Annotated in this window: 14 protein-coding genes; 7 read left to right on the forward strand and 7 right to left on the reverse strand. The window is 70.2% G+C overall.

Features of this window, described 5'->3' with window-relative positions; translation table 11 throughout:
- Entirely contained in the window at window positions 1–714 is a 714-nt protein-coding gene (locus tag BOX17_RS05675) for a winged helix-turn-helix domain-containing protein (RefSeq protein ID WP_083582082.1), read from the reverse strand.
- Window positions 715–1,077: 363 nt separating this feature from the next.
- Here BOX17_RS05675 and BOX17_RS05680 point away from each other — a divergent pair, with 363 nt between their 5' ends.
- From BOX17_RS05680 to BOX17_RS05705, 6 genes are all read left to right on the forward strand, one after another.
- Window positions 1,078–3,987, forward strand: coding sequence for a ribonucleoside-diphosphate reductase subunit alpha (locus tag BOX17_RS05680; protein ID WP_071942593.1), 2,910 nt, complete (start codon window positions 1,078–1,080; stop codon window positions 3,985–3,987).
- Window positions 3,988–4,050: 63 nt separating this feature from the next.
- Window positions 4,051–5,286 carry a ribonucleotide-diphosphate reductase subunit beta gene (locus tag BOX17_RS05685; protein ID WP_071942595.1) on the forward strand — a complete coding sequence of 412 codons (1,236 nt, stop codon included), beginning with the start codon at window positions 4,051–4,053 and terminating at the stop codon, window positions 5,284–5,286.
- Window positions 5,287–5,342: 56 nt separating this feature from the next.
- Window positions 5,343–5,801, forward strand: coding sequence for a hypothetical protein (locus BOX17_RS05690; RefSeq protein WP_244272246.1), 459 nt, complete (start codon window positions 5,343–5,345; stop codon window positions 5,799–5,801).
- A gap of 209 nt (window positions 5,802–6,010) precedes the next feature.
- A complete protein-coding gene (locus BOX17_RS05695) occupies window positions 6,011–7,051 on the forward strand; it encodes a GGDEF domain-containing protein (RefSeq protein WP_071942599.1) in 1,041 nt (346 codons plus the stop codon).
- A gap of 43 nt (window positions 7,052–7,094) precedes the next feature.
- On the forward strand, window positions 7,095–8,123 hold the full coding sequence (gene mgrA / locus BOX17_RS05700; protein ID WP_071942601.1) for an L-glyceraldehyde 3-phosphate reductase: 1,029 nt from the start codon (window positions 7,095–7,097) through the stop codon (window positions 8,121–8,123).
- Window positions 8,124–8,129: 6 nt separating this feature from the next.
- Entirely contained in the window at window positions 8,130–8,336 is a 207-nt protein-coding gene (locus tag BOX17_RS05705; protein ID WP_071942604.1) for a DUF3565 domain-containing protein, read from the forward strand.
- A 70-nt stretch (window positions 8,337–8,406) separates the two neighbouring features.
- Here the strand turns inward: BOX17_RS05705 and BOX17_RS05710 are convergent, their stop codons facing one another.
- Both BOX17_RS05710 and BOX17_RS05715 read right to left on the reverse strand, forming a co-directional pair.
- The gene (locus tag BOX17_RS05710) at window positions 8,407–8,586 is read right to left on the reverse strand and encodes a PLDc N-terminal domain-containing protein (RefSeq protein ID WP_071942606.1); all 180 of its coding nucleotides are present in this window, start codon (window positions 8,584–8,586) and stop codon (window positions 8,407–8,409) included.
- A gap of 112 nt (window positions 8,587–8,698) precedes the next feature.
- Window positions 8,699–9,364, reverse strand: a complete 666-nt coding sequence (locus BOX17_RS05715) for a cupin domain-containing protein (protein WP_071942608.1) — start codon at window positions 9,362–9,364, stop codon at window positions 8,699–8,701.
- A gap of 155 nt (window positions 9,365–9,519) precedes the next feature.
- Here BOX17_RS05715 and BOX17_RS05720 point away from each other — a divergent pair, with 155 nt between their 5' ends.
- Window positions 9,520–11,337, forward strand: a complete 1,818-nt coding sequence (locus tag BOX17_RS05720) for a monovalent cation:proton antiporter-2 (CPA2) family protein (RefSeq protein WP_083582083.1) — start codon at window positions 9,520–9,522, stop codon at window positions 11,335–11,337.
- 34 nt (window positions 11,338–11,371) lie between these two features.
- On the opposite strand, the gene BOX17_RS05725 is transcribed toward BOX17_RS05720, so the two are convergent.
- From BOX17_RS05725 to BOX17_RS05740, 4 genes are all read right to left on the reverse strand, one after another.
- A complete protein-coding gene (locus tag BOX17_RS05725) occupies window positions 11,372–13,708 on the reverse strand; it encodes an ATP-dependent DNA helicase (protein WP_071942612.1) in 2,337 nt (778 codons plus the stop codon).
- The gene (locus BOX17_RS05730) at window positions 13,701–15,428 is read right to left on the reverse strand and encodes a VRR-NUC domain-containing protein (RefSeq protein ID WP_071942614.1); all 1,728 of its coding nucleotides are present in this window, start codon (window positions 15,426–15,428) and stop codon (window positions 13,701–13,703) included. The genes BOX17_RS05725 and BOX17_RS05730 overlap by 8 nt, the downstream gene beginning before the upstream one ends.
- Before the next feature lie 43 nt (window positions 15,429–15,471).
- Window positions 15,472–15,993, reverse strand: a complete 522-nt coding sequence (locus tag BOX17_RS05735; RefSeq protein WP_071942616.1) for a retropepsin-like aspartic protease family protein — start codon at window positions 15,991–15,993, stop codon at window positions 15,472–15,474.
- A 72-nt stretch (window positions 15,994–16,065) separates the two neighbouring features.
- The gene (locus BOX17_RS05740; RefSeq protein WP_071942618.1) at window positions 16,066–17,421 is read right to left on the reverse strand and encodes an MFS transporter; all 1,356 of its coding nucleotides are present in this window, start codon (window positions 17,419–17,421) and stop codon (window positions 16,066–16,068) included.
- Between the last annotated feature and the right edge of the window lie 9 nt (window positions 17,422–17,430).

A 17,430-nucleotide genomic window follows, 5' to 3' on the forward strand; every position in this document is an offset into this window, starting at 1 on the left:
TCAGCCATCCCTGACGAAGAGGTAGCCCTTGCTGCGCACCGTCTTGATGCGGTGCGGCTGGTTGGGATCGTCGCCGATCTTGGGACGAATGCGCGAGACTCGCACGTCGATGGAGCGATCCTGACCGTCGTAGCGGATGCCGCGCAGGCGGTCGAAGATCTCCTCGCGGGTCAGCACCCGGCCGGCATTGCTGGCCAGCAGCCACAGCAGGTCGAACTCGGCACTGGTCAGGTCGATGCGCTCGCCGTCGAGCCAGGCCTCGCGGGTCGCGTTGTCGATGACCAGGTCGGCGAAGGCCAGGCGGGTCTCCTCGCCGAGGACGCCCGGCTCCGAGCGACGCAGCAGGGCCCGCATGCGCGCCAGCAGCACCCTGGGCTGCACCGGCTTGGGCACGTAGTCGTCGGCGCCCATCTCGAGCCCCAGCACCTGGTCCATGTCGTCGGTGCGGGCGGTGAGCATCATGATCGGGCCGAGGTAGTCGCCGCGCACCCGACGGCAGATCGACAGCCCATCCTCGCCGGGCAGCATCAGGTCGAGAATCACCAGGTCCGGCTGCAGGGAGAGAATGCGCTCGACCCCGCGGGCGCCGTCGGCCTCGAGAGTGACCCGGAAGCCGTTGGCTTCCAGGTAGTCGCGGGTCAGACCGGCCAGCCGCTCATCGTCCTCGATGATCAGCACATGGTCCTGATCCTGGTCTTGCACGCTGTCGTTCATCCTCTGTTCCATCCTGGCGGGCAGGTGATCGATACGCGGCCTCCCGCTGCCGGGAGCCAACGCCTTTGGCTAAAGGATACCCGAAAACCGCGACGGCGCCTTCCCGTGGCGAGATGACAACAGTAGGTGTCGCCAGGGCCCAACCATGGGGCTTCGCGGCACGCCCGATTCTGCCCCCCGGAAGGCCACAGCCCGTCCACAGGTTATCCACTTGATGAAGGCGAAAAAGCACACTATCTTGTGCCTCATTCCGGCACGAACACTACATCATGTGCCCTTAGCAACCACTTCCACAGCTGTCAACCGTCGCCCGAGAGGCGACCGTCGACCACAGGATTCACCCAGTCAGGGACCCCCGGCGCCATGGATACCATTGCCACACCGGACAAGCCGTCCGTTTCCGTCACCGCACCCAAGGCCCTGCGCGTCATCAAGCGCAACGGCGACGTCATGCCCTTCGATGCCGACAAGATCGCCGTGGCCATGAGCAAGGCCTTCATCGCCGTGGAGGGCGACAACGCCGCGGCCTCCTCCCGGGTACGCGACTTCGTCCGCCAGTCCACCGAGGCCATCGAGCACGCCTTCCTGCGTCGCATGCCCGACGGCGGCACCCTGCACATCGAGGACATCCAGGACCAGGTCGAGCTGGCGCTGATGCGCGCCGGCGAGCAGCGCGTCGCCCGCGCCTACGTGCTCTACCGCGAGGAGCATGCCCGGGCCCGCGCCGCGGCCGGCGGCGACATCGCCAAGCCCCACCCGACGCTGCACGTGACCCTGCCCGATGGCGGCACCCGGCCGCTGGACCTGGGCCGCATCGAGATCCTGGTGTCCGATGCCTGCGAGGGGCTCGCCAACGTCGATGCCCAGAAGATCGTCGAGGACTCGCTGAAGAACCTCTACGACGGCGTCACCGTGGACGGCGTCTCCCAGGCGCTGATGATGACCGCGCGCACCCTGGTGGAGAAGGACCCCGACTACACCTATGTCACCGCGCGGCTGCTGCAGGACAACCTGCGCCGCGAGGCGCTCTCCTTCCTGGGCATCGCCGAGGAGGCCACCTTCGGCGAGATGGCCGAGCACTATGCGCCGGCCTTCAAGGCCTACATCGCCAAGGGCATCGAGTTCGAGCAGCTTGACCCGGCCCTGGCCGAGTTCGACCTCGACCGGCTGGGCGAGGCGCTGGACCACCATCGCGACAACGCCTTCACCTACCTGGGCCTGCAGACCCTCTACGACCGTTACTTCATCCATCGCGACGAGGTGCGCTACGAGCTGCCCCAGGTGATGTTCATGCGCGTGGCCATGGGCCTGGCGCTCAACGAGGATGACCGCGAGGCGCGGGCCATCGAGTTCTACGAGCTGCTCTCCAGCTTCGACTACATGGCCTCGACCCCGACCCTGTTCAACTCGGGCACCGTGCGCAGCCAGCTCTCCAGCTGCTACCTGACCACCGTGCCCGACGAGCTGGACGGCATCTACAGCGCCATCCGCGACAACGCCATGCTCTCCAAGTGGGCCGGAGGCCTGGGCAACGACTGGACCCCGGTGCGCGCGCTCGGCTCCTGGATCAAGGGCACCAACGGCAAGTCCCAGGGCGTGGTCCCCTTCCTCAAGGTGGTCAACGACACCGCCGTGGCGGTGAACCAGGGCGGCAAGCGCAAGGGCGCGGTGTGCGCCTACCTCGAGACCTGGCACCTGGACATCGAGGAGTTCCTGGAGCTGCGCAAGAACACCGGCGACGACCGCCGCCGCACCCACGACATGAACACCGCCAACTGGGTGCCGGACCTGTTCATGAAGCGGGTCTTCGACGACGGCGAGTGGACGCTGTTCTCGCCCTCCACCTGCCCGGACCTCCACGACCTATACGGCGCCGCCTTCGAGCAGCGCTACCAGGAGTACGAGGCGATGACCCGCAACGGCCAGCTCAAGCTGTTCAAGCGGGTCAAGGCCAAGGACCTGTGGCGCAAGATGCTCTCGATGCTGTTCGAGACCGGCCACCCCTGGATCACCTTCAAGGACCCGAGCAACCTGAGAAGCCCCCAGCAGCATGCCGGGGTGGTGCACTCCTCCAACCTGTGCACCGAGATCACCCTGAACACCAGCGCCGACGAGATCGCGGTGTGCAATCTGGGCTCGGTCAACCTCGCCCAGCACGTGGTCGACGGCGAGTTCGATGGCGAGAAGCTGAAGAAGACCGTCAAGACCGCGGTGCGGATGCTCGATAACGTCATCGACATCAACTACTACGCGGTGCCCCAGGCCAAGAACTCGAACCTCAAGCATCGCCCGGTGGGGCTCGGCATCATGGGCTTCCAGGACGCGCTCTACGCCCAGGACATCGCCTACGCCTCCGAGGACGCCGTCACCTTCGCCGACCGCTCCATGGAGCTGGTCAGCTATCACGCCATCGAGGCCTCCAGTGACCTCGCCGCCGAGCGCGGCCGGTACGGGAGCTTCGAGGGCTCGCTGTGGAGCCAGGGCATCCTGCCCATCGACTCCATCCAGAAGCTCAAGACCGAGCGCGGCGAGAAATACATCGAACTCGACGAGAGCGCCACCCAGGACTGGGATCGCATCCGCGACAAGATCGCCCGCCAGGGCATGCGCAACTCCAACGTGATGGCCATCGCCCCCACCGCCACCATCTCCAACATCTGCGGCGTGACCCAGTCGATCGAGCCGACCTACCAGAACCTCTACGTGAAATCGAACCTCTCCGGCGAGTTCACGGTGGTCAACGCGCCCATGGTCAACGACCTCAAGGCGCGCGGCCTGTGGGACGAGGTGATGATCAACGACCTCAAGTACTACGACGGCTCGGCCCAGCCCATCGACCGCATCCCGGACGACCTCAAGGCCAAGTACGCCACCGCCTTCGAGGTGGAGCCCAAGTGGCTGGTGGAGGCCGCCGCGCGGCGCCAGAAATGGATCGACCAGGCCCAGTCGCTGAACCTCTACATCAAGGGCGTCTCCGGCAAGAAGCTCGACGTGACCTACCGCATGGCGTGGTTCCGGGGACTCAAGACCACCTACTACCTGCGCGCCCTGGGGGCCACCTCGGTGGAGAAGTCCACCGTGGAGCGCGGCACCCTGAATGCGGTGAGCAACGCCGCGCCCGGCGCCGCACCGGCGCCGAGCCCCTCCGCCGCCCCCCAGGCAGCGGCGCAGGGCGAGCCCCGGGGCGTCGAGGACTTCCTGACGGGCAAGGGCGGCCAGCGTCCGCCGAACGCCTCCGACATCGATGAGCTGGGCTGCGAGGCCTGCCAGTAAGCGACCAACCCGGCCGGGGGCCCACGCCCCCGGCCCCGACCGACTCCGAGAGGTGGACACCACATGCTGAACTGGGACGACTTCCACGAAGACGACACGGCCGTTGCCGAGGCCCCCGCTCCGGCCGCCCCGCAGCCCGCCGCCGAGCCGGCCGCGGCACCGCAGGGGACACCCGACCCGCGCGACGCCCGCCCCGCCGAGGGCGAGCGCCTCGCGCGCGCCCGCCAGGCGCTCGAGGAGCTCGACGTGGCCGCGGGCCTCCAGGAGCTCGAGATGGGCGCGGCGCGCATCGAGGTCGACGACAAGCAGATGATCAATGCCCGGGCCGACCTCAACCAGCTCGTGCCCTTCAAGTACGAATGGGCCTGGCAGAAGTACCTGGACGGCAGCGCCAACCACTGGATGCCCCAGGAAGTGAACATGAACGCCGACATCGCCCTGTGGAAGAGCGCCGAGGGCCTCACCGCGGACGAGCGGCGCATCGTCGAGCGCAGCCTGGGCTACTTCTCCACGGCGGATTCGCTGGTGGCCAACAACCTGGTGCTGGCCCTCTACCGCCTGATCACCAACCCGGAGTGCCGCCAGTACCTGCTGCGCCAGGCCTTCGAGGAGGCGATCCACACCCACGCCTACCAGTACTGCGTGGAGTCTCTGGGCATGGACGAGGGCGAGGTCTTCAACATGTACCGCGAGGTGCCGTCCGTCGCCGCCAAGTCCGCCTGGAGCCTCAAGCACACCCAGTCGCTGGCCCGCCCGGACTTCAACACCGGCACCCCGGAGACCGACCAGGAACTGCTGCGCAACCTGATCGCCTTCTACTGCGTCACCGAGGGCATCTTCTTCTACTGCGGCTTCAGCCAGATCCTCTCCATGGGGCGGCGCAACAAGATGACCGGGGTGGCCGAGCAGTTTCAGTACATCCTGCGAGACGAGTCCATGCACCTGAACTTCGGCGTGGACATGATCAACCAGATCAAGATCGAGAACCCGCACCTCTGGACCCCCGAGTTCCAGGACGAGGTCACCCAGATGATCCTCGAGGGCACCGAGCTCGAGATCGCCTACGCCCGGGACACCATGCCCCGCGGCGTGCTGGGCATGAACGCGGCGATCATGGAGGAGTACCTGCACTTCATCTGCAACCGCCGCCTGGCCCAGATCGGCCTGAAGGAGCACTACCCCGGCGCGAAGAACCCCTTCCCGTGGATGAGCGAGATCATCGACCTGCGCAAGGAAAAGAACTTCTTCGAGACCCGCGTCACCGAGTACCAGGTGGGCGGCGCACTGAGCTGGGATTGATCCCGTAGACATCAGGCCGGGGCGCCCCGCCCCGGCAGCTGGAGGGAGGCCTCGTCATGATGGAGATGCCCATCGCGACCCGCGAGACGCAAGATGCCCGCGTCACCCGGCCTGCCGCCACCCCAGATGATGACGCCCTGTCCGGCCATGCCGGGCAGGGCGTTTTTCATGGCCCGGAAACAGGCACACCAATGGAGGAACACCCCATGCAGGTCACTCACTCCACCGCACGTCTCGACGCCAGAGAATGGCAGACCGCCCTGGATCGCGCCCTCAGCGCCCACGGCGAGGCCGACGCCCTGGCCCGCTACCCCCACCTCGCCAACGCCTTCCCCGCCTCCGCTCCCACCTCCCGGCCGCATCCCCTGCTCGACTACCGGGAGCTCAAGGCCTGGGCGACCCGCCGTGGCTGGCAGGTGCGTCCGGCACCGGAGCGGGCCTCAGGGGAGGACCGGCACCACCCGCCGGTGCGCTTCACCCGCCGGCCAGCGGGCCCCCGGCATCACCCGCACTGAGCCTGCCAGGCTCACGCCAGACTCCCTCCGACAGGACCCCCGGCGCGGGCATCAGGCCCGCGCCGGGGGCGGTCGCCTGCCGTCGCCTGGCGATTGCGTCTCGGCCATCGGCATGAGAGCTTCTGGTACTATCATCATCACGCGATGCCCGCCAGGGACGCCGGGCCAGGGCCGTCCCGACGGCCGACCACCTGCCAGAAGAGACCTCGATGAAGGTGAAAGACCCTCTCCCCCCGCTGTCATGGGACGCTCGTCGGATCCAGATCCAGGGCTTCATGACGGGGCTTCACCAGATCGAGTGGCTGCTGGTCACCCTGATCACGCTCTACCTGGTGCTCATCGGCGCCCCCGATGACCACACCCTGGAGCTGCTGGTCGCCACGGCCGCCTATTTCGGCTTCAGCCTGCTCGCCAGTCGCCTGCGGTTCTTCGACGAGCGCCAGCGCTGGCTGCTGGCCCTTCACACCTGGGTGATGATCGGCTTCATCACCTGGTTCCTCCACAGCACGGAGGGCGTCTCCGGCCCCCTCACCAGCCTCTACCTGCTGGCAGTGGTGACCAGCGCCCTGACCCTCGGGGTGCTCGCCACCATGCTCGAGGTAGTGGCGATCGTCGCCTGCATCGTGCTGCTGCTCCAACTCGGCGACGAGCGCCTCATGGAGACGGCGAACCTCACGCTGCTGAGCATCAACCTCATCGCCTACCTGATCATCGGCTACCTGACCGCGGCGCTGGTGGACGGCATCACGGTCTCCAACCGGATGCTGCTCGAGATGGCGAGCCAGGACCCCCTGACCGGCCTCTTCAACCGTCGTGCCTTCAACGACCTGGTGAAACCGGTTGACGCCATGGCCAGGCGGTCGCGACGCCCCTACAGCGTCGTGGTCATCGACATGGACGGCCTCAAGGCCATCAACGACGCCCAGGGTCACGTCGAGGGCGACCGCGCCATCAAGCTCCTCGCCGAGGAGCTCAAGGCCCATACCCGCAGCAGCGACCTCCTGGCGCGCCATGGGGGCGACGAGTTCCTCATCATGCTGCCGGACACCGACGCCGGCGGGGCGACGCGGATGCTGCACCGCCTGCTCGCGGATCCGGATCACGAGATCCCTGCCATCAGCATCGGGGTGGCCTGCTACCCCGAGCATGGCGAGAGCTTCGATGCCCTCTTCGAGCAGGCCGACCAGGCGATGTACGTCAGCAAGAGTCTCGGCGGCCGTCGGGTGCACGTCGCCGGCGCGCCCCGGTGAGCCCTGCGACCACCAGCATGGACCACGGCAAAGGACAGACCCCATGAGCTACTCCCCCTCGCCAGAGCGCTACGAGCGGATGCCCTACCATCGCTGCGGTCGCAGCGGCCTGAAGCTGCCGGCCCTGTCGCTCGGCCTCTGGCAGAACTTCGGCGAGACCGGAAGCGTCGACAACGCCCGGGCGATCTGCCGCACCGCCTTCGATCACGGCATCACCCACTTCGACCTGGCCAACAACTACGGCCCGCCCCCCGGCAGCGCCGAGGCGCTGTTCGGGCGCATCCTCGCGACAGACTTCGCCGGCTACCGCGACGAGCTGGTGATCTCCACCAAGGCCGGCTACCGGATGCACCCCGGGCCCTACGGCGAGTGGGGCAGCCGCAAGTATTTGCTCTCGAGCCTGGATCGCAGCCTCGAGCGCCTGGGGGTCGATTTCGTCGATATCTTCTACTCCCACCGCTTCGACCCCGAGACCCCGCTCGAGGAGACCATGGGCGCCCTGGACCAGGCGGTGCGCCAGGGCAAGGCGCTCTATGCCGGCATCTCCTCCTACAACGCGAAGCGCACCCGCGAGGCGGTCGAGATCCTGCGCTCGCTGGGCACCCCCTGCCTGATCCACCAGCCCAGCTACTCGCTGGTCAACCGCTGGATCGAGGACGACGGCCTGCTCGACACCCTCGACGACCTGGGCATGGGCTCGATCGTCTTCTCGCCACTGGCCCAGGGCCTGCTGACCGACAAGTACCTGGACGGCATCCCCGAGGACAGCCGGAGGGTCCGGGGCAAGGCGCTCAATGACGCCCACCTGTCGCCGGAGAACCTGGCGCGGGTGCGGGCGCTGAACGAGATCGCCCGTCGGCGCGGCCAGACCCTCGCCCAGATGGCCATCGCCTGGACGCTGCGCGGCGGCCGGGTGACCTCGGCGCTGATCGGCGCCAGCCGGCCCGAGCAGGTGATCGACAGCGTGGGCGCCCTCGCCGGGCCGGACTTCACCGACGAGGAGCTCGCCGAGATCGACCGCCATGCGGTGGAGGGCGGCGTGAACATCTGGGCGGCCTCCTCGGCGCACTGAGCCGGCATGCGTCAGCCGATCGTGGGCTACCATCGCGACGAGGAGGGCCACTGGGTGGCGGAGCTCGCCTGCGGCCACAACCAGCACGTCCGTCACCAGCCGCCCTGGGTGGAGCGTCCCTGGGTGATCACCGAGGCGGGCCGACGCTCGCGCCTAGGTCTCGAGCTTCCGTGCGTCAAGTGCGACCGGGGCGAGCCGCGCGACCTGCCCTGACCCCCGCCCCGGGCCGGAATGACATCGGGCCGCCGAAGGCGGCCCGAGACCCTGCCTGGCGCAGGCGTCGCTACCCCTTGGGCCCGAACAGGAACCAGATGATCAACCCGATCAGCGGGAAGAACAGCAGCACCAGGATCCACAGCAGCTTGGCCAGGCCGCCGGCCGGGCTCTTGGCCACCTTGACGATGGCCCAGATGACGATGATCAGCCAGATGAGGCCCAGCAGGCCTCCTACTTCGATACCCATGTGACGTCTCCTTGTCCGTGTCGGTTCGGCGAAGTGCCGCCTCTAGGGGTAGCACAGGCCAGGGTGCGGTGCACAGTCGCAGGCAGTAACGGGGTGTCAGCCCGCGTCAGCCTCACTCGGGCAACAGGTGGCCCACCTTGACGTAGATCAGCGCGCCGTCGTCGCCGGTGAAGGGGGTGTGCTGGCTGCGATGGGGACTGCGCAGCCAGCTGCCCGCCGGATAGGCGCCATGCTCGTCATGGAAGGTGCCCTCGAGGACCAGGATCTCCTCGCCGCCCCAGTGGGCATGGGACTGGAAGCGGGTGTTCGGGGCCCAGCGCACCAGGGCCACGTGCTCGCCCTCGAAGTCGTGCAGCGGCAGCACCTGGAGGCCCTCGACCAGGCCCGGTCGCCAGTCGCCGGCCCGGGTGTCGATCACCTTCTGCTCGGTGTCGTCCGGCGAGAACTGGTGCAGCTTGACGAAGATCAGGGCCCCCTGGTCCCCGACCCGGGGCGCATGGGCGGTGCCGATGGGATTGCGCAGGTAGTGGCCCGCCGGGTAGCGACCATGCTCGTCGGCGAACTCCCCCTCCAGCACCAGGATCTCCTCGCCCCCGCCGTGCTCGTGGGTCGGGAAGGTGCTGTTCGGCGCATAGCGCACCAGGGAGGTGGCCCGGGCCACCTCGTCGCCGACGCGGTCGAGCATCATCCGCTCGACGCCGGCCGTGGGGGAGTCCACCCAGCGATAGTCGTCGGGGGTGACCACCTCGCGGCGGCTGAAGTCGGCGTTGAGTCGCATGGCAGTCTCTCCTGTGGGGCAATGAAGGGGCGTCGGTGACGAATGGGACCGGCCAAGGCGCCTGCCGTTCCCGTCGGGCGGCGCGTCCGCCTGACGCGCGGGCTGGCGCATCGGGTAACATGGGGGTCGCCCCCGCCGTTCGCAAGGAGCCCCCCTTGGCCACCGACCTGCTGCTCAACGCCCTGATCTTTCTCGCCGCGGCAGTGCTGATCGTGCCGGTCTTCAAGCGCCTGGGGCTCGGCGAGGTGCTGGGCTACCTCGCCGCTGGGGTGGCCATCGGCCCCTCGGCTCTCGCCCTGGTGGCCGATGCCGAGGCCGTCCTGCAGTTCTCCCAGGTCGGCATCATCTTCCTGCTGTTCGTGATCGGCCTGGAGCTCAAGCCCTCGCGCCTCAAGCTGATGCACAGGGCGGTCTTCGGCTTCGGCAGCCTGCAGGTCGGCGTGACCACCCTGCTGCTCACCGCCTGCGGCTGGGCGCTCGGCCTGTCGCCGGTGGCCGCGGCGGTGACGGGCTTCAGTCTGGGGCTCTGCTCCACGCCCCTGGTGCTGCAGCTGCTGGGCGAGCGTCACGAGATGCAGAGCCGCCACGGCCGCAACGCCTTCGCCCTGCTGCTCTTCCAGGACCTGGCCGCGATCCCGGTGCTGGCCCTCATCCCCCTGCTGGCGGCCGAGGACCTGCTGGCGGGAGGGCTCATGCCGATGCTCCAGGAGGTTATGGTGGCCGTCGGCGCCTTCGCCGGCCTGATCGTCGGCGGCCGGCTGCTGCTGCGACCGCTGTTCCGCTTCGCCGCCGGCACCGGTAGCCGCGAGGTGTTCGCCGGGACCGCCCTGCTGGTGGTGATCGGCGCCGCCCTGCTGATGGAGCTCGCTGGCCTCTCCATGGCACTGGGCGCCTTCATCGCCGGGGTGCTGCTGGCCGACTCGGAGTACCGCCACGGCATCGAGGCGGACATCGAACCCTTCCGTGGCCTGCTGCTGGGCCTGTTCTTCATGGCCGTGGGCATGACCGCCCAGATCGGCCTGCTGGCCGAGCGCCCCGGGATGATCCTCGGCCTCACCGGGGCCCTGCTGCTGGCCAAGGCCCTCAGCGTGGTGGTGGCGGCCAGGACCTTCGGCACCGGCTGGCGGGAGGCCCTGAACCTCGGGGTGCTGCTCTCCCAGGGCGGCGAGTTCGGCTTCGTGCTGCTCACCGCGGCCGGCACCGCGGCCCTGCTGCCCACCTCCCTGGTCGACGAGCTGGTGCTGGTGGTGTCGCTGTCGATGGCCGCCACGCCGGTGATGTTCCTGGCCCACGCCCGGCTGGTGCGCCCGCTCTTCAAGGCCCGCAAGGCGCGTCCCGACTTCGACGCCATGCCGGACGAGTCGCCGCAGATCATCCTCGCCGGCTTCGGGCGCTTCGGCCAGATCATGGGCCGCGCCCTGCAGGGGCTGAAGATCCCCTACACGGTGCTCGACATCAACGCCGACCAGGTGGCCTTCGTCCGTCGCTACGGCAACAAGGTCTATTTCGGCGATGCCTCCCGCATCGACCTCCTCGAGGCCGCCGGCGCCGACCAGGCCCGGGTGCTGGTGGTGGCGGTGGGCGACCCCGAGGCCTCGATGCGCATCGTCGCCAGCGCTCGGCAGCGCTTCCCCCACCTTCGGCTCTATGCCCGGGCCCGCAACCGCTACCATGCCCACCTGCTGATGCGGTCCGGCGTGAACGACCTGGTCCGCGAGCTGCTGCCGGCGAGCCTGGAGCTGACCCGCGACGTGCTGGTCGGCCTGGGCATTCCCCGCGACCAGGCCCAGCACACCATCGACACCTTCCGGCCCCATGACGAGCAGACGCTGCGCCGCCAGCTGGAGGTGTTCGGCAACGAGAAGAAGCAGATCCAAACGGTCCAGGAGGCGGCCCGGGAGCTGGAGGCCCTCTACGAGGCCGACGAGGACGTCACCACCTCGCTGGAGGAGGCGCCCCGCCGCGAGTCGTGACGCCCGGCCTTCAGGGCCCGCCGGCGCATCGGGCTCAGCGCCGCGACCCGCCCGGTGGTGCCACGACGGGCGCCCCCCACCAGGCCGGCAACCGGGCCCTCACCTCGCGCCGGGCGAAGCGGTCGTCCATCAGCACCACCGTGCCGCGGTCGTCGGGCCCCCGGATCACCCGCCCCGCCGCCTGCACCACCTTGATCAGCCCGGGTATGTGGTAGGCGTAGTCGTCGCCGCGACCGAAGCGCGCCGCCAGCCGCGCCTTGAGCGCCTCGTTGAAGGGATCCGCGGGAGGCAGCCCCAGGGTGGCGATGAAGGCGCCGATCAGCCGGTCGCCGGGCAGGTCGATCCCCTCGGCGAAGGCGCCGCCCAGCACTGCGAAGCCGATGCTCGCCCCGCCCGGCGCGAACCCGGCCAGGAAGGCCTCCCGCGCCTCCTCGCGCATGCCGCGGGTCTGGGTGCGCACGGGGATCTCGGGATGGGCCTCGCAAAAGCATGCCAGGGCCGCCTCCAGGTAGGCGAAGCTGCTGAAGAAGGCCAGGTAGTGGCCCGGCCGGCGACGGAACTGGCCGGCCAGCTCGGTGACGATGGGCGAAAGCGACGCCTGCCGGTCGCGCAGCCGGGTGGAGATGTCGGCCCGCAGGCGCACCTCGAGCTGCTCGGCGGCGAAGGGCGAGGCCACCTCGCGCCAGACGGTGGCCTCGGGCAGGCCCAGCAGGTCCCGATGGTAGTGGGCAGGGCTCAGGGTCGCCGAGAAGAGCACGGCCGCGTGGGCCGCCGCGAAGCGGGGGGCGAGGAAGTCTGCCGGCACCAGGTTGCGCAGCCCCAGCACGGCGCGCCCGCGGCCGTGGCGGGCCAGGTCGCAGAGCGAATGCTCACCGAAGCGTTCGGCCAGCCGGGTGAAGGCCAGGGCCTCGAAGAGCAGCTCCTGAAGCTCGAGGGAGGCCTGCTCGGGATGCTCGCCGAGGTACTCGGTGAGGGCGCTGGCGACCCCCTGCAGGGCGGCGACCATGCCCTCCGGCAGCCCCTCCAGCACCCGATAGGCCGGCGCACCCGGCTCGCCGGCCTCGCCGAGGCCGGCCTCCTTCACCAGCGCCTGCCACTGCCGACCGAGCCGCCCCAGCGGGCGCTTCAGGGGCGCGGGCAGGGTCCGTCGCAGGCGGGCGAGGCGTCGCTGGTCGAGCTCGGCGCTGTACATGCCCCGGGCCCGCTCCACCAGGTTGTGGGCCTCGTCCACCAGCAGCCCCGTCCGCCAGCCGTTGGCCCGGGCGAGCCCATGCAGCAGGGCACTGGCATCGAACCAGTGGTTGACGTCGCCGACGACCACGTCGCACCAGCGCGCCAGCTCCTGGCCCAGGTAGTAGGGGCAGACGCCGTGCTTGCCGGCCACCTCGCGCAGCGCCTGGCGATCCAGGAAGCCCCGCGTCACGGCGGCCTGGCGCGCCGCCGGCAGCCGGTCGTAGAAGCCCGCCGCCAGCGGGCAGGCCTCGCCGTGGCAGGCCCGGTCGGGGTATTCGCAGGCCTTGTCCCGCGCCGTGAGCTCCAGCACCCGCAGCGGCCGGGGCGCGTCGTCCGGCCATCCGTCGGCCGCCGCATCGGCGCCCAGCGCGGCGAGGGCGTCCAGCGCCAGCCGTCGCCCCGGGGTCTTCATGGTCAGGAAGGCGAGGCGGTCGAGCCCCCGCCGCGGCATGGCCTTGAGCATAGGGAAGAGGGTCCCCAGGGTCTTGCCGATGCCGGTGGGCGCCTGGGCGAGCAGGCAGCGGCCGGTGCTCGCGGCCTTGTAGGCGCTCTCTGCCAGGTCGCGCTGGCCGGGGCGGAAGTCCGGGTGGGGAAAGGCGAGCTCGCCAAGGGCCTCGTCCCGACGGGCGCGGTGCTCCGCCTCCTGTGCCGCCCAGGCGAGGAAGCGCCGGCACTGGGTCTCGAAGAAGGCCAAAAGCTCCCCGGACGTCGCCTCCCGGGTCAGCACGGTCTCGCGGCCGGTGGCGATGTCCAGGTAGACCAGCGCCAGGGTCACCGAGGCAAGGCCCCGCTCGGCGCACAGCAGCGCGCCATAGACCGAGACCTGGGCCCAGTGAAGGGCGCGCTGGTTGTCGGCCATGCGGTCCAGGCGTCCGCGATGGGTCTTGACCTCCTCCAGGCGGTTGGCCGACGGGTCATAGCCATCGGCGCGACCGCTCACCGTCAGCCCCTCGAAGGTGCCGGAGAGCGGCAGCTCGGCCTCGTATCCGTCGCCACGGCGCCCCGCCACCAGGGCATGGCCGTCGATGCCCTCCCGGGCGCTGGGGGCCGGCGTGAAGCGATGGTCGAGGTCGCCCTCCCGGGCGGTGAAGTCGCACAGGGTGCGCACCGCCACCCGCCAGGCCGCGGCCTCACCCATCCGCGTCGCCCCCGTCGGGGGCCTGCCAGGCGACATGGCAGACCACCGCGGGCATGCCCCGGGCATGGAAGAAGGCGAGCCAGCGGTGCTGGTTGTCCTGCAGCCGGTCGCCGGGGCCCTTCACCTCGATCAGCCGGTAGCGCGGCTCGCCCTCCGGGGCGTCGGGGCGGAACTGGATGAGGTCCGGCAGGCCGGCCCGGTTGGCCTTTAGGTCGCCGAGCAGGCGCTCGAAGCAGGCCCGCAGGTGGGCCGCCGGCAGGCAGGCCAGGGCCCGCTCGAGCAACGCCTCATCGAGCAGCCCCCAGTGCACGAAGGGCGAGGCCAGCCCCTGCTTCGTCCGCCAGGTGGCCCATATCGCCTCGCGGTAGCCGCCGTCGTCGAGCCGGGCCAGGCAGGCATCGAAGTACTCGCGCCGGCGGCTGACGAAGTCCTCGCGGTAGAGATCCGCCGGCCCGCTGTGGAAGGGATGGAAGAAGGCCCCGGGCAGCGGCGCGAAGAGCGCCTCCCAGCAGAGCAGGCCGAAGAGGCCGGTGAGCAGGACGTTCTCCACGTAGTGCACCGGGGCCGTGTCGTCATGCAGGTGGTCGCGCACCGCCGCCTCCACCGGGCCGGGGGGCAGCGTCAGGGACCAGCGCTCATGGGCGGGCGCCCGCCTTGTCGCGGGCGGGGCCAGCCCCAGGCGACGCCGCAGCCGCGGCAGCAGGCGGTCCAGCGCCTGGGCCTCCGTCTCGCCGGACGGGGACGCGGCCAGGGGCTCCGCCAGCGCCAGCGCCGCGGCGTGCTCGCCGCGGCGCTCCTGCAGGCGCAGGTGGCGGATGCGCGCCTCGGCGCTGCCGTCCGGTCCGGAGCCGGGCCAGCCGGCACGGCCGTAGAGGTCGAGGGCCAGCTCGCCCTGCCCCTCGCGCTCCGCCTGGCGTCCCAGCGCCACGCAGAGCCGCCGATGCCGGGCCGCCAGCCAGGCGTTGTCGGCCAGCGGCGCGGGCAGGTGCCGGGCCAGGGTGGCCACCGGCTCCCCGCCCTCCAGCCGCTCGCGCAGCCGGTGCAGCGCCAGGTAGGCGTCGAGCTCATGGCGGTGGCCAAAGGCGCGGGAGTCGGGGGTGATCGGCACCCGCTCGAAGGCCTGCCGGCCGAGCTCGGTGAGCACGAACTCCGACCAGTCCTGGCGCAGGTTGCCGAAGAACATCAGCCGCAGCCGGTCGCAGGTCTCCATGACGGAGAGACGCACGATGCGGTCCGGCGCCTCGGGCCACCAGTCGGCGAGCCGACGGGACTCATCGAGCCGCGGGGCGAGTGCCTCGAGCAGCGCGGCCTTGCCGGTGGCGGCGGGGAGCCCGGCCGCGGCGATCTCCCCGGCCAGGGCGCGGCGCAGCTCGGGCAGGCGCAGCTGATGGAAGAGCGTCTCCAGGGAGAGCTCGGGGGCTTCCTCGACGAGGCCCGCCTCGAACAGGGGGGCGAGGGCCGCCTCGGTATCGCCGATCTCGGGATAGGCGAGGCGGGCGGTGCGGAAGTGCTCGCCCTTGCGCATCACCATGCGCACCAGCAGCGCCTGGGACGCCTCGGGCAGGGCCGCGAAGCCCGACACGAAGCCGTGCTCGGCCGCCTCCAGCAGGTCGCCGTGGCGGTCGACCACCCACCCCAGCACGAAGCGGAAGTTCGCCAGATAATAGCGCGGGTCATCCAGGGAGGCGGTGACGGCCGAGGCGGCAGGCATACTGTTCATGCATCCATGGTATCAGGGCCGTCGCGGAAGCGTCATCGCGGCGTCAGGCGCCGCCGGCGGGACGCAGCATCATCTGCTCGCCGCGGATCTCGATGTCGAAGCGACCCAGGAAGCTCATGCCCAGCAGGGCCGCCTCGCCGGTGAGGCCGGGACTGATGGAGCCGCGCACGTCGCGGGCCTCGTAGCCGCCAAGACTCACCTCGTCGAGGGTGGTGAGCGCCCCCTTCACCCGCCCGTTGGCGGTGTTGAACCAGGCGCTGCCGGCACGCTCGAGCCCCAGCCGCTCGGCCAGTTCCGCCGACACCGCGACATAGGTGGCGCCGGTGTCGAGCAGGAACTCCACCGGCTGGCCGTTGATGCGCCCGGTGGCCACGAAGTGGCCAGAGCGGTTGCGCTCCAGCACCACCGGCCCCTGCGCCCCCGTCACGCTGGCCAGGTGGGCATTGGGGTTGCGCTGCGCCTCCAGGTAGCCGTGGAACCACCAGGCCCCGCCGCCCAGGAAGAGCACCCAGAACAGCAGCATCATGCCGAGCCCGGCACGGCGTGTGGCTCGCTCCTCGCTCATGACCCTCCCTCCCCACGGCGGCACGTCCCGACCATGATGCCACAGGCGCCCGTAACCACGGGCGCGGATGTCCTAGCGGCCGTTGCGGGCCTCCCAGTCCCGGGCCGCCTGCTGGCCGCGGGCCTGGCTCACCGCCAGGCAGATCAGGATGGCGATGATGAACAGGGCCGCGCATAGCAGGATCGAGGCCTGCAGCCCCACCAGCGACTGCAGCAGACCCAGGCCGATGATGCCGATCACGCCGGCGAGCTTGTTGGCCAGGCCCCAGAAGCCGAAGAACTCGGCGGCCTTGCGCTGCGGCGAGAAGAGCCCCACCAGGGCGCGGCTGGCCGACTGGCTGGAGCCCAGGGAGAGGCCCGCCAGGCAGCCCACCACCAGGAAGAGGTGCTGCGCCTCCCAGTCGAGGCCGAGCCGGGCGTTCAGGTAGGCGGTGACCTCCGGGGTGGCCCAGATCGCCAGGATTGCCCCCACCCAGAGTACCAGGGTGAAGAGGTAGGTGACCCGGGTGCCGATGCGGTCCTGGATGAACCCGAAGCCGATCGCCCCGGCGGCGGCGGTGATCTGCACGATGATGAACATGATGTTGCGGATCGACTCGTCCCAGCCGATCACCTGGGCGCCGTAGATGAAGGCGAAGGCGATGACGATGTAGACGCCCGCCATGGAGAAGACCAGCGAGACCAGGAAGATGCCGAGGTCCCGGAAGCGGCGCAGCTCGTGCAGCGTCGTCGAGACCCGCGCCAGGGCGATCTGATAATAGGACATGCCCGGCGGCTGGGGCGTGCCGCGCTCCCGCACCCACAGGAAGGTGGGCACGGCGGCGACCAGGAAGAAGCCCGCGGCGAAGGGCCCGACCCAGCGGACGCGCTCGAAGTTCTCGGCCGTGGCCTCGCCCAGCACCACCAGCGAGAAGCCCGCGGCGAACAGGCCCCCGACGTAGCCCAGCGCCCAGCCGAAGCCGGAGATCTTGCCCAGGTCCTCCGGGGGGCCCAGATCGGGCAGGAAGGCCGCGATGAAGGACTCGCTCATGGAGTAGGCGTAGTTGGCGATCACGATCAGCACCACGCCCAGCACCACGTAGCCCGGCGCCACGAAGTAGAGCATGGCGGTGGCCACCACGGTGGCCAGGTAGCTGATGAACAGGAAGCGCTTCTTCGCGGCCTGGTAGTCCATCACCGCCCCGCAGAGCGGCCCGGTGAGGACCACCAGCAGGTAGCTCACCGCCAGCGCCAGGCTCCACAGGAAGTTGGCCAGGCGGTAGCCATCGCCGCGGTCGCCGACGATCACCGTGGTGAAGAGCTCCCCGAACACCACGGTGATGATCAGCAGGGTGTAGGCCTGGCCGGCGAAGTCGAACATCGCCCAGCCCAAGATCTCCTTGCGCGAGGCGCGCGGCGTCGTCGCCGCGGCGGCGGGGGTGAGGCTCATCGGCGCATC

This window comes from Halomonas aestuarii (assembly GCF_001886615.1).
In the GTDB taxonomy this organism is placed as follows: domain Bacteria; phylum Pseudomonadota; class Gammaproteobacteria; order Pseudomonadales; family Halomonadaceae; genus Halomonas; species Halomonas aestuarii.

Coding starts and splice junctions, on each gene's coding strand:
- BOX17_RS05675 (WP_083582082.1), bottom strand. CDS start 714: ATGAACGACAGCGTGCAAGACCAGGATCAGGACCATGTGCTGATCATC.
- BOX17_RS05680 (WP_071942593.1), top strand. CDS start 1,078: ATGGATACCATTGCCACACCGGACAAGCCGTCCGTTTCCGTCACCGCA.
- BOX17_RS05685 (WP_071942595.1), top strand. CDS start 4,051: ATGCTGAACTGGGACGACTTCCACGAAGACGACACGGCCGTTGCCGAG.
- BOX17_RS05690 (WP_244272246.1), top strand. CDS start 5,343: ATGATGGAGATGCCCATCGCGACCCGCGAGACGCAAGATGCCCGCGTC.
- BOX17_RS05695 (WP_071942599.1), top strand. CDS start 6,011: ATGAAGGTGAAAGACCCTCTCCCCCCGCTGTCATGGGACGCTCGTCGG.
- mgrA (WP_071942601.1), top strand. CDS start 7,095: ATGAGCTACTCCCCCTCGCCAGAGCGCTACGAGCGGATGCCCTACCAT.
- BOX17_RS05705 (WP_071942604.1), top strand. CDS start 8,130: ATGCGTCAGCCGATCGTGGGCTACCATCGCGACGAGGAGGGCCACTGG.
- BOX17_RS05710 (WP_071942606.1), bottom strand. CDS start 8,586: ATGGGTATCGAAGTAGGAGGCCTGCTGGGCCTCATCTGGCTGATCATC.
- BOX17_RS05715 (WP_071942608.1), bottom strand. CDS start 9,364: ATGCGACTCAACGCCGACTTCAGCCGCCGCGAGGTGGTCACCCCCGAC.
- BOX17_RS05725 (WP_071942612.1), bottom strand. CDS start 13,708: ATGGGTGAGGCCGCGGCCTGGCGGGTGGCGGTGCGCACCCTGTGCGAC.
- BOX17_RS05730 (WP_071942614.1), bottom strand. CDS start 15,428: ATGAACAGTATGCCTGCCGCCTCGGCCGTCACCGCCTCCCTGGATGAC.
- BOX17_RS05735 (WP_071942616.1), bottom strand. CDS start 15,993: ATGAGCGAGGAGCGAGCCACACGCCGTGCCGGGCTCGGCATGATGCTG.
- BOX17_RS05740 (WP_071942618.1), bottom strand. CDS start 17,421: ATGAGCCTCACCCCCGCCGCCGCGGCGACGACGCCGCGCGCCTCGCGC.